Source organism: Micrococcus sp. LASM2_SD2, from assembly GCF_057364565.1.
This window is the reverse complement of the sequence record NZ_JBNFOB010000062.1, coordinates 1-10,185: the sequence shown is the minus strand read 5'-3', so window position 1 is coordinate 10,185 and position 10,185 is coordinate 1. Positions and strand designations below refer to the sequence as shown.

The 10,185-nt window shown below is 72.1% G+C and carries 10 protein-coding genes, 2 tRNA genes and 2 pseudogenes; 2 read left to right on the top strand and 12 right to left on the bottom strand.

Annotated elements, in window-relative coordinates; all coding sequences use genetic code 11:
• Positions 1-1,024, top strand: a 1,024-nt coding sequence (locus tag AC2W7A_RS05245) for a C40 family peptidase (RefSeq protein WP_485990424.1), incomplete at its 5' end; no start/stop codon positions are given.
• Positions 1,025-1,066: 42 nt separating this feature from the next.
• Here the strand turns inward: AC2W7A_RS05245 and AC2W7A_RS05240 are convergent.
• The 5 genes and pseudogenes from AC2W7A_RS05240 to AC2W7A_RS05220 all read right to left on the bottom strand — a co-directional run.
• Positions 1,067-1,648 (bottom strand): GNAT family N-acetyltransferase, encoded by a 582-nt coding sequence (locus AC2W7A_RS05240; protein ID WP_485990423.1) that lies wholly within the window; start codon positions 1,646-1,648, stop codon positions 1,067-1,069.
• 43 nt (positions 1,649-1,691) lie between these two features.
• Positions 1,692-2,282 (bottom strand): FAD-binding domain-containing protein, encoded by a 591-nt coding sequence (locus tag AC2W7A_RS05235; protein ID WP_485990422.1) that lies wholly within the window; start codon positions 2,280-2,282, stop codon positions 1,692-1,694.
• A complete protein-coding gene (locus AC2W7A_RS05230; protein ID WP_485990421.1) occupies positions 2,219-3,124 on the bottom strand; it encodes a deoxyribodipyrimidine photo-lyase in 906 nt (301 codons plus the stop codon). The genes AC2W7A_RS05235 and AC2W7A_RS05230 overlap by 64 nt, the downstream gene beginning before the upstream one ends.
• Before the next feature lie 309 nt (positions 3,125-3,433).
• Complete coding sequence (locus tag AC2W7A_RS05225) at positions 3,434-4,819, bottom strand: NAD-dependent succinate-semialdehyde dehydrogenase (RefSeq protein WP_485990420.1); 1,386 nt, start codon at positions 4,817-4,819, stop codon at positions 3,434-3,436.
• 45 nt (positions 4,820-4,864) lie between these two features.
• Positions 4,865-5,080, bottom strand: a pseudogene (locus tag AC2W7A_RS05220) (amino acid transporter); the annotation flags it as partial.
• A gap of 47 nt (positions 5,081-5,127) precedes the next feature.
• Here AC2W7A_RS05220 and AC2W7A_RS05215 point away from each other — a divergent pair.
• Complete coding sequence (locus tag AC2W7A_RS05215) at positions 5,128-6,558, top strand: pyridoxal phosphate-dependent decarboxylase family protein (RefSeq protein ID WP_485990419.1); 1,431 nt, start codon at positions 5,128-5,130, stop codon at positions 6,556-6,558.
• Between the two features lie 4 nt (positions 6,559-6,562).
• Here the strand turns inward: AC2W7A_RS05215 and AC2W7A_RS05210 are convergent, their stop codons facing one another.
• The 7 genes and pseudogenes from AC2W7A_RS05210 to AC2W7A_RS05180 all read right to left on the bottom strand — a co-directional run.
• Positions 6,563-7,108: a GNAT family N-acetyltransferase gene (locus AC2W7A_RS05210; RefSeq protein WP_485990418.1), complete on the bottom strand. Its 546-nt coding sequence runs from the start codon at positions 7,106-7,108 to the stop codon at positions 6,563-6,565.
• 185 nt (positions 7,109-7,293) lie between these two features.
• Positions 7,294-7,369, bottom strand: a tRNA-Ala gene (locus AC2W7A_RS05205).
• 99 nt (positions 7,370-7,468) lie between these two features.
• A complete protein-coding gene (locus AC2W7A_RS05200; protein WP_485990417.1) occupies positions 7,469-8,389 on the bottom strand; it encodes an amidohydrolase family protein in 921 nt (306 codons plus the stop codon).
• Positions 8,390-8,477: 88 nt separating this feature from the next.
• Positions 8,478-8,553: transfer RNA gene (locus tag AC2W7A_RS05195), tRNA-Ala, on the bottom strand.
• A gap of 113 nt (positions 8,554-8,666) precedes the next feature.
• Complete coding sequence (locus tag AC2W7A_RS05190) at positions 8,667-9,344, bottom strand: histidine phosphatase family protein (protein ID WP_485990416.1); 678 nt, start codon at positions 9,342-9,344, stop codon at positions 8,667-8,669.
• 11 nt (positions 9,345-9,355) lie between these two features.
• A complete protein-coding gene (rsfS, locus tag AC2W7A_RS05185) occupies positions 9,356-9,784 on the bottom strand; it encodes a ribosome silencing factor (RefSeq protein ID WP_485990415.1) in 429 nt (142 codons plus the stop codon).
• A gap of 290 nt (positions 9,785-10,074) precedes the next feature.
• Positions 10,075-10,185, bottom strand: a pseudogene (locus tag AC2W7A_RS05180) (hypothetical protein); the annotation flags it as partial.

The following is a 10,185-nucleotide window of genomic DNA, read 5'->3' as shown; positions in this document are numbered from 1 at the left end:
GCGCCGACGGCGTCCCCCTCCAGCGCGAACCCCGCGACGTCCGAGGCCCCGACGTTCCGCCCCGGCGCGGGCGATCGAGGAGGGCGACCGGGCCGTCGTCGCCGTCACCGCGGCCACGATGTGGATCGATCCGAACGCCCCCCGCGAGGGCGTGGACGAGCCCTCCCTCGGCCGCCCCGTCGACCTGGCCGGATGGAACGCCCGGATGGGCGACGCCGCGGGCCGCAAGTGGCTGCTGGGCAAGATCGACTCCCAGGCCGCCGTGGGCTCCCCGGTGGAGGTGGACGAGGTCCACGGCGACTGGGCGAAGGTCGCCTTCCTGGACCAGCCGGACCCGGGGGACGACCCCCGCGGCATGGTCGGCTGGGTCCCCGCCGTGCAGCTCGTGCACGACGAGCGCTTCTCCCACGTGGCCGAGCACGCGGACACCGCTATCGTCAGCGCCGACCGCGCCGTGGTCCGCACCCAGCTGTCCGGCGGCGAGGACCTGCTCGCCGTGTCCTTCGAGACCCGCCTGCCGTTGCTCGATGAGAAGGACGGCGCCGTGCGCGTGGCCCTCCCCGACGCCGAGGACGGCTGGCTCTCCGCCGACGCCGTGAAGATCCTGCGCCGCGGCGAGACGCTCCCGCAGCCCACCGCGGACGAGGTCATCGCCACCGGCAAGCGCTTCCTCGGGCTGCCGTACCTGTGGGCCGGCGTGACCTCCTACGGATTCGACTGCTCCGGCTTCACCTACAGCATCTTCCGCCACCACGGCGTGGAGCTGCCCCGCGACTCCGGCCCACAGATGCGCGAGTCCGGCTTCCCGGCCGTGGAGCTCGAGGACCTGCAGCCCGGAGACCTGCTGTTCTTCCACTTCAAGGCCCGGCCGGAGAGCATCCGCCACGTGGCCGTGTACGTCGGCGACGGCAAGATCCTGCACTCCCCCGAGACGGGCAAGACCGTGGAGATCGTCACGCTGGAGTCCTACGACACCGGGAACACCTACGAGGGAGCGGTGCGCCCGCCGTTCAAGCGCGCCTGAGCGGTCCGCCGCCTGAGGGCGGCGGCACCCTCCGCCCCCGCCTCAGCCGGTGAACTCCTCGGCCAGGATCGCGTAGCCCACGCCGTCCAGCCAGCCGCGGGTGCGGTGCAGGGACTCCTTCACGCAGTACTTCTCCCGGCGCATCCCGAGCCGCTCCATCAGCGCCACGGACGGCGCGTTGTCCGCGAAGGCGCCCGCCTCGATCCGGCGGATGCCCAGCAGGCCGAAGCACAGGCCCATCACCGCACGCACAGCCTCGGTGGCGTAGCCGCGGCCCTGCCGGTCCGGGTGGAGGTTCCACCCGAGCTCGGCCTGCGCATCGGTCGAGAGCGACCTGTCCGCACCCTGCTGCGCCCAGGCGTCCTGCAGGGTCACGCACACGTCCCCGACCGGGATCCCCTCGGCCAGCACCACGAGGTGGGCCCGGCCTCCGAGCCAGGCGTCGGCGAGCTCGGCGGCGGAGTCGTAGCGGCTGCCCGTCCAGTCCGTGGTCTTGGGCAGGCCCCACCAGCTCCACACTGCCTCGGCGTCCTCGGCCGTGAAGGGGCGCAGGACCAGCCGCTCTGTGGTCAGCGGCCAGGCGACGCCGACGGCCTCGGCGCGGGAGAGCAGATCCGTGGACATGGACTCACCCTAGTGCGGGCCTGGCCGGTCCGTGCGGAACGGGTCAGCGCAGCCCCTGTGCCGCGGCACGCTCCTTCATCTCCGCGAGGGCGGCGAGCGCCTCGGCCCGCGTTTCCTTGAGGTCCACGATCGGCTCCGGGTATCCGGAGAGCGGCGCGTCCGCCTCCGGCACCCACCGGGTCACGAAGGTCCCCTCGGGGTCGAACTTCTCGGCCTGGGTATCCGGGTTGAAGATCCGGAAGTACGGAGAGGCGTCGGCACCGCAGCCGGCCACCCACTGCCAGGAGACCGGGTTGTTCGCCTCGTCCGCGTCCACCAGCGTGTCCCAGAACCAGGCCTCGCCGTCCTGCCAGCGCTGCAGGAGGTTCTTCACCAGCAGCGAGGCCGCGGCCATCCGCACGCGGTTGTGCATCCAGCCGGTCTCCCAGAGCTGACGCATGCCGGCGTCCACGAGGCGGATGCCGGTGCTGCCCTGCTCCCAGGCACGGCGGGCGTCCTCGTCCGGGGTGAAGGGGAACAGCCGGAACTCGGGGCGCAGGGGCGTCCGGTCCAGGTCCGGGTGGTGGTAGGTCAGGGACCAGGCGAAGTCGCGCCAGTAGAGCTGCCGGATGAAGGCCGCACGGTCCTCGTCCACCACGTCGCAGTCTCGGCCGCGGCGAGGACCTGCCGGGGCGAGACCTCGCCTGACCGCAGACGCGGGGACAGCCGTGAGGTCGACTCCCGGTCCCCGGGCACGTCCCGGGACTCCGCGTAGCCGCCGACGCCCACCTCGATCGCGTCCAGGTCCTCCAGGGCCGCCGACTCCCCCGGCGTCCAGTGCTCGGCCACCGTGTCCGCCCACCACGGCGGCGAGGTGTCCAGGAGGGCGAGATCCGTCAGCGAGGCGAGGGAGCCGTCGTCGTGGAGACCAGCGAGCGTCTCGCGGAGGCGGTCCGACGGGCCGCCCACGGGCTCCGGCACGGGCAGCGGGGTGCCCACCGGGATCTGCGCGGCCGCACGGTGGAAGGGCGTGAAGACGCGGTAGTTCCCGCCGGCGCCGGTGGTGACGGTCCACGGCTCGGTGAGCAGCGCGCCGGCGTGGCTGTGCGCCTGGACCCCGGCCGCCCCCAGCACGGACTTGACCTCGGCGTCGAGGGCCCGGGAGCGCGGGGGCGTAGCGGCGGGGACCAGCGGACCGTGTCCGCGCCCCAGCCGGTCGACGAGCGCCGGGATGATCCGCCGGGCGTCCCCGGCCGCGAACACCAGGGGGACGCCGAGCGCGTCCAGGCGGACGGTGAGGTCCTCCAGGCTGCGGTGGTACCACCAGCGCACCGCGGCGCCGAGGGGTCGCGGACCGAGACGGCCGCCGTCGTCGGCCTCCGCGGGCTCCTCACACATCCACAGGGCGACGACGTCTCCCCCGTCCGCCACGGCCGCGGTGAGCGCCTCGTGGTCGTGGGTGCGCAGGTCGTCCCGGAGCCAGAGCAACGTAGTCATCCGGCCAGTCTGCCGCACCCCGGCCCACCTGTCCCCCGCCCGTCCCCCCGGCCGGAGACGGCGCACAGCCGCCGCACCGGGGACGAATCCCCCGTGCGGCGACTGGCTCGAGCTCCGCGACGCGTCAGCGGGCGTCGCGGAGACGGCTGCGGCGCAGCAGGGCGGCCCGGCACCGGCTGAGCGGCTCCGGGCACCTGCCATGGTGGCCTGCTCACCGGGGGTGCCGCACGACGTCGCCGCGCCTTTCCATGGAGAAGGCGGGGGCGGCCGACGTCGAGACGGGGGCCATCAGGCCCCGGTGTCCCGGACTCAGGGCTGCACGTAGTACATCTGCTTGTTGACGAACTCGTCCATGCCGAGCGGGCCCAGCTCGCGGCCGAAGCCCGAGCGCTTCACGCCGCCGAACGGGATCTCGGCGCCCTCGCCGGCCGGGGTGTTGACGTTGGCCATGCCGACCTCGAGCCGCGAGGCGATCGACTCGGCCAGCGCCTCGTCCTGGGAGAACACGGCGCCGCCGAGGCCGAACGGGGTGTCGTTGGCCAGCTCGAGGGCCTCCTCCGGGGAGGACACCTTGTAGACCACGGCCACCGGGCCGAACAGCTCCTCCCGGTAGGCGTCCATGTCCTTCGTGACGTCGGTGACGACGGCCGGGGAGAACCTCGCGCCGGGGCCGTCGGTGAGCTCACCGCCGACGTGCACGGTGGCACCCTGGGCCTTGGCCCGGGCGACCTGCTCGGCGAGGCCCTCCGCGGCACCCCGCGAGGACAGGGGAAGATACACCGTGTCGTCCTCCGAGGACGGCTCGCCCGGCGTCATAGCCGAGGCAAGCCTGACGAGCTCGGCCACGAACTCGTCGTAGATGTCCTCGGCCACGATCATGCGCTTGTTGGAGTTGCAGGCCTGGCCCTGGTTGTACATGCGGGTGCCCCAGGCGGTCGCCGCGGCCTCGGCCACGTCCTCCGAGTCCAGGATGATGTACGGGTCCGAGCCGCCGAGCTCGAGCACGGCCTTCTTCAGGTGCTGGCCGGCCAGGGCTCCCACCACCGCACCGGCGCGCTCGGAGCCGGTCAGGGACACGCCCTGGACGCGCGGGTCCGCGATGAACTCGGCGATCTGGTCATGGGTGGCGAAGACGTTGGTGTACACGCCCTTCGGCACGCCCGCATCGTCCATGATCTTCTGGACGGCCAGGGCCGAGCGGGGGCAGATCTCCGCGTGCTTGAGCACGATCGCGTTGCCGAGCATGAGGTTCGGGGCCGCGAAGCGGGCGATCTGGTAGTAGGGGAAGTTCCACGGCATGATGCCCAGCAGCACGCCGATCGGCAGGCTGCGGACCATGGCGCGGCCGCCGGCGAAGGACTCGATCGGGCGGTCCTGGGACAGCTCGGGGCCGTTCTTCACGAAGTAGCCGAAGATCTCCGCGCAGAACTCGGCCTCCTCGACGCCCTCGGCGATACGCTTGCCCATCTCCTCGGCGATGATCGCGGCCAGCTCGTCCTTGCGCTCGGCGAACAGGTCCGCCACCTTCTGCACGATCTCGCCGCGCTCCTCGATGGTCTTGGCGGCCCACTCGCGCTGGCCGGTCACGGCGGCGTCGAGCACGCCGTCGATCTCGGAGTCCTGCAGGGAGTCGAAGGTCTCGACGACCTCGTCGGTGGCCGGGTTGTGGACGCGGTATCCGGAGTGGGTGGTCATGGGATGTATTTCCTCTCCTCGGTTGGAAGCCATTGTGTCCTGCCGTCAGGCGGCGGGGCCATCCCCGTCGGGCCGGACGATCGGGACGGGACGGGTGGAGTCGGTGACCGGCAGGGTCTCGCCGCGGAAGTAGGCCGGGTGACGCACGCGGATCCACAGCATCAGCACCACGCCGAGCAGGAGGACGCCCATGCCCAGGACGAAGACGGTGCCGATGCCGAAGACGGACGAGCCGGAGCCGTAGTCCGGAGACCGGACATCCCCGCCCGAGGCGGGGGCCGTCGTCGGGAGGCGAGCACAATGGCGGCATGACACCTGAGGAGTTCCGCATCCACGGTCACGCCCTGATCGACTGGATCGCCGACTATCGGCGGGACCTCGCCGAGCGCCCGGTGATGTCCCCGCTGCGGCCGGGAGAGGTGTCCGCGCGGCTGCCGGAGACCGCGCCGGAGACCGCCGAGGACCCTGCCGAGGTCCTGGCCGACCTGGACCGGGTCGTCCTGCCGGGCCTGTCCCTGTGGCAGCACCCGGAGTTCTTCCACTTCTTCCCCGCCAACGCAGAGCTCTCCTCCGTGCTCGGCGACATCGCCTCCACCGGCCTGGGCGTGCTCGGGCTGTCCTGGGAGTCCTCCCCCGCCCTGTCCGAGGTGGAGATCCGCACTACGGACTGGATGCGCCGTCTGCTCGGCCTGTCCGAGACCTGGCGCGGCGTGGTGCAGGACTCCGCATCCGGGTGTGCGCTGACGGCCATGATCGAGGCCCGCGAACGGGCCGGCGGGCTGTCCATGCACGCCGGCGGCACGGACCAGGGCCGGGACCGCATGACCGTCTACTGCACCGCCCACGCCCACTCCTCCGTGCCCAAGGCGATGCTCCTCGCCGGGTTCGGGCGTGACCACATCCGCGAGGTGCCGGTGCGCGCGGACTACGCCATGGACCCTGACGCCCTGCGGGTCATGGTCGCCGAGGACCGTGCCGCCGGGTTCACCCCGGCCGCCGTCGTGGCCACGTGCGGCACCACGGCCACCACCGCCCTGGACCCGCTGGCCGAGATCGGCCGGGTCGCCCGGGACGAGGGCCTCTGGTTCCATGTGGACGCCGCCATGGCCGGCTCGGCCATGATCCTTCCCGAATGCCGCTGGATGTGGGAGGGCGTCGAGCTCGCCGACTCCGTGGTGGTCAACGCCCACAAGTGGCTCGGCGTGGCCTTCGACTGTTCCCTGTTCTTCGTCAAGGACCCCGTGTTCCTGGAGAAGGTCATGGCCACCCACCCGTCCTACCTGCAGTCCGCCCATGACGAGGACGTGGTGAACCTCCGAGACTGGGGCGTGCCGCTCGGCCGCCGCTTCCGCGCCCTGAAGCTCTGGTTCCTGCTCCGCATGGAGGGCGCCGAGGGCCTGCGGGCCCGCCTGCGCCGGGACCTGGACAACGCCGCCTGGCTGGCCGCGCAGGTCGACGCCGCCGCCGGCTGGGAGCGCGTGGCCCCGACGCCGCTGCAGACCGTCTGCGTCCGCCACGTGCCTGCCGGGCTGGACCCGCAGGACCCTGCGGACGCCGAGGAGATCGATGCCCACACCCGCGCCTGGGCCCAGGCCGTCAACGCATCCGGGGCGGCGGCCGTGTCCCTGGCGACGCTCGAGGGCCGGTGGATGGTGCGTCTGTCCGTCGGGGCCTTGGGCACCGAGCGCGAGCACATCGAGCGGCTGTGGGCGATCCTGCAGGAGGCCGTCGCGGGCTGAGCCGTCAGGCGGAGGCGACGGGGCCGTCGTCGGGCAGCGGACGGGAGTCCAGGACCTTCTGGAGGAAGACGAGGTCCAGCCACCGGCCGAACTTGCAGCCGACCTGCGGCAGCCGCCCGGTCGCGGCGAAACCCAGCCGCTCGTGCAGGCGCACGGAGCCGGTGTTTCCGGCCTCCACACCCGCGACCATGACGTGTACGCCGGCGGCCCGTGCCAGCGCCATGAGGTCCTCCATGAGGAGGACGCCGAGGCCCTCGCCCTGCCGGTCCTGCCGGACGTAGACGGAGTGCTCCACGGTGTGCCGGTAGCCGTCGTGAGGGCGCCACGGGCCGTACGTGGCGTAGCCGAGGACCTTGCCGTCCCTGCCTTCCGGTGCGTCCACGGTCACGCGGACGGGGAACCCGGCGTCCTGGCGGTCCGCGATCCACACGACGCGGTTCTCTACGTCCACAGTGGCCTCGTTCCAGATGGCCGTGGTGTGCTCCACGGCGTGGTTGTAGATCGCGGCGATCGCGGCGGCGTCCTCCGGACGGGCGTGGCGCAGGTGCATGGTTAGCTCCCCTCGGTGCAGGTGGTGCCCAGCGTAGGACCCGACGACGGCGCCTCGCCTGCGTCTGAGCGGTCCGGTCCGGAGTGTGGTCGGGTGGGCCGCCTGGGCGGAGAGGGTGCGGGCCAGGTCGACAGGCGGCGCGGGACGAGAAAGGGCCCGGATCAGATGATCCGGGCCCTTCACTCTGGTGGAGGTAAGGGGATTCGAACCCCTGACCTTCTGCATGCCATGCAGACGCGCTACCAACTGCGCCATACCCCCAGGATGAGGTGTCTTCCGGGCGACATTCCGTCCGGACGACTAGAGAACTATAACCACCACGCGCTCGCCGACGCAAATCGGCGCCGGGGGCAGACCGGCTCAGACGCCGCGGTCGATCCGTCCCGCCAGGCCCACCAGCCGTGCCGGGGTATGCCAGAGGACCTCCCGCAGCCAGTCCGCGCCGAGGCCCCAGCCGTGCAGCGCCTGCAGCTGGTGGTGGTAGCCGTAGGGGATCGTCGGGAAGTCGGTGCCCAGCACGACCTTCCCGGCCAGCTCGCCCATCAGCGTGGTGAAGTCCGGCGGGGTGGGGGCGATCGACTGCATGTAGTCCGTGCCGACCATGGTGGTGTCCAGGTAGACGTTCGGTCGGGTGCGTGCGAGGTCTGCGAACTCGCGGTACTCCGGCAGGCCCGCGTGCGCGATGACCAGGACCAGGTCCGGGTGCCGCTCCACCAGCCGGGCGATGCGCTCCGGACCGGTGAACTCCCCCGGGTGCGGGCCGGAGCCGCAGTGGATGACCACCGGTCTCCCTGCCCCGGCGATGCGCCGCCACACGGGGTCGAGGAGCTCGTCCAGGGGCGAGAACGCACCCACCTGCACGTGGACCTTGAACAGGCGGGCACCTAAGTCGAGGGCCTCGGCCACATAGGCGTCCGCCTCCGGCTCCGGGTAGAAGGTCGCCGAGTGGATCGCATCCGGGTGGACGACGGCGAAGTCTCGCGAGTACTCGTTGAGCCAGGCGGCCATGGCCGGGCGGTGCGCGTAGTTGAGCGTGCCGTAGGCGGTGACCCCGATCTCCCGCAGGATCTGGACGCGCCGTTCCTCGTCGAAGCGGTAGTGCACGGGCCAGGCGGGGCGTCCGCGCTCCGCCAGGGCATCGAAGTACGCCCAGACCTTGCGTTGGACGGACTCGGGCATGAAGTGCACGTGGAGATCCACGAGCCCCGGCAGTCCCAGGGCCTCCAGGAAGGCGGGGACCTCGGCGTCGGAACGCGGGGCGGTGGGTGTGGGCTCGTCCATGGCCTCAGCCTAGCGAGCCTCCGGCGGGCGCACGAACGGCACGGGAGACGACGAAGGGCCCGGATCGTCCGATCCGGGCCCTTCACTCTGGTGGAGGTAAGGGGATTCGAACCCCTGACCTTCTGCATGCCATGCAGACGCGCTACCAACTGCGCCATACCCCCATGAGGGTGTTTTCAGCAGATTCGCGAAGCGTTTCCGCTCCGTTCGCCGCGCTGGCAACTCGTCTACCGTACACCGGTGGCGTCGAGCTCGCCAAATCGACGCCGCAGGCTGTTCAGACGTTGTAGCCGCGCAGCTCCCAGCGGCCCTCGAGGATGCGGTCCTCCGCACGCGCGCCGACGGCGCACTCCCCCTCGAAGACCACGGCCCGGGCATTGCCGATCCGCTCCAGCGCCGCGAACTCCTCTCCCTCGGCCCCGAGCAGCTGGCCCACGGCCGAGCGCAGGACGGCCCCGTGGGCGACGGCGAGCAGGGTGGGGGTCTCCACAGTGTCCGCGGCCGCCTCGGCCCAGCGCGACGGGACGTGCAGCCCGAGCGCGGTCAGCACCCGCCGGCCACCGGCCCGCAGGGTCTCACCGGCCACCGGCCCGGCATCCAGGTCCGGGACGGTGCGCCAGGTCGTGTACTCCTGGGGCCACTGTTGTGCGATCTCGGTCAGCCTGAGCCCCTCCCAGTCCCCGCCGTGCAGCTCCATGAGCTCGGGGTCCAGCGCCAGGTCCGCGTCGCCGACCGCGGACTCGAGGGCGATCTGAGCGGTGCGTCGGGCCCGCTTCAACGGGGACGCCACGCAGACGAGCCCGTCGGCGGACTCGAGGGCGTCCGCGAGGAAGCGGGCCACCGCGGCACGTGCCTGACGCTCCCCCGTCGCGTTCAGGTCGACGTCCGTGCGGCCCTGGTAGCGGTCCTCCGCGTTCCAGTCGGTCTCGCCGTGACGGAGCAGGATCAGACGCACCGGCACCCGCCTCAGAGGTCGCGGGGCTCTGCGGGGAACTCGGGCTCCGGCGCGGAGGCCGAGGCCGGGGATCCGTGACCCTCCAGCCCCAGGTCGATGGCCGGCGAGTCCTTCCAGAGCCGGTCGAGCGCATAGAACTCGCGGTCCTCGGCATGCTGGACGTGCACCACGAAGTGGCCGTAGTCCAGGAGCACCCAGTGCCCGTCGGAGCGGCCTTCGCGGCGGATCGGCTTAAGCTGTGCCTGCGTGAGGAGCTCTTCCTCCACGCCGTCGACGATCGCGTTCACCTGCCGCTCGGAGGCACCCGAGGCGACGAGGAAGGCGTCTGTCAGGCCCAGGCGCTCGGCCACGTCGAAGGCGACGATGTCCTCGGCCGACTTCTCCTCTGCGGCTCGGGCCGCGACGAGGAGTGCGGAACGGGTGATCTCGGGAACGGTCATGGGACTCCTTCGGAGCGGTCGGTGCGGCGGCATGGGTGCGGTCGGGGACGTCATGCCCCCCGGCCGCCTGGTCAGAGCAGGAACAGCAGGACGAGCGCGATGACGAGCAGCAGCAGGACCACACCGAGGATGATCCGCACGGTGGTGAAGGTCCCGCGCCCGGTGCCGTCCGCCCCGGCCTCGGCGACGGAGTCGTCCGGCGCACCCTGTCCGGGGTCGACGTCCTCCGCGGAGATCGGCTTGGGCGCCGGTGCCCCCAGGGACAGGGCGGGAACCACGTCGTGCTGGTCGTGGGCCTGCTCCTCCGGCTCCATGCCGGCGACCTGGCGGAGCAGGTCGTAGGCCTCGCCGATGACCTGCATGTCCGCGTACTCGATGCCGTTGTGCACCATCTTCACGTA

Coding starts and splice junctions, on each gene's coding strand:
- AC2W7A_RS05240 (WP_485990423.1), bottom strand. CDS start 1,648: ATGTCCACGGATCTGCTCTCCCGCGCCGAGGCCGTCGGCGTCGCCTGG.
- AC2W7A_RS05230 (WP_485990421.1), bottom strand. CDS start 3,124: ATGACTACGTTGCTCTGGCTCCGGGACGACCTGCGCACCCACGACCAC.
- AC2W7A_RS05225 (WP_485990420.1), bottom strand. CDS start 4,819: ATGACCACCCACTCCGGATACCGCGTCCACAACCCGGCCACCGACGAG.
- AC2W7A_RS05215 (WP_485990419.1), top strand. CDS start 5,128: ATGACACCTGAGGAGTTCCGCATCCACGGTCACGCCCTGATCGACTGG.
- AC2W7A_RS05210 (WP_485990418.1), bottom strand. CDS start 7,108: ATGCACCTGCGCCACGCCCGTCCGGAGGACGCCGCCGCGATCGCCGCG.
- AC2W7A_RS05200 (WP_485990417.1), bottom strand. CDS start 8,389: ATGGACGAGCCCACACCCACCGCCCCGCGTTCCGACGCCGAGGTCCCC.
- rsfS (WP_485990415.1), bottom strand. CDS start 9,784: ATGACCGTTCCCGAGATCACCCGTTCCGCACTCCTCGTCGCGGCCCGA.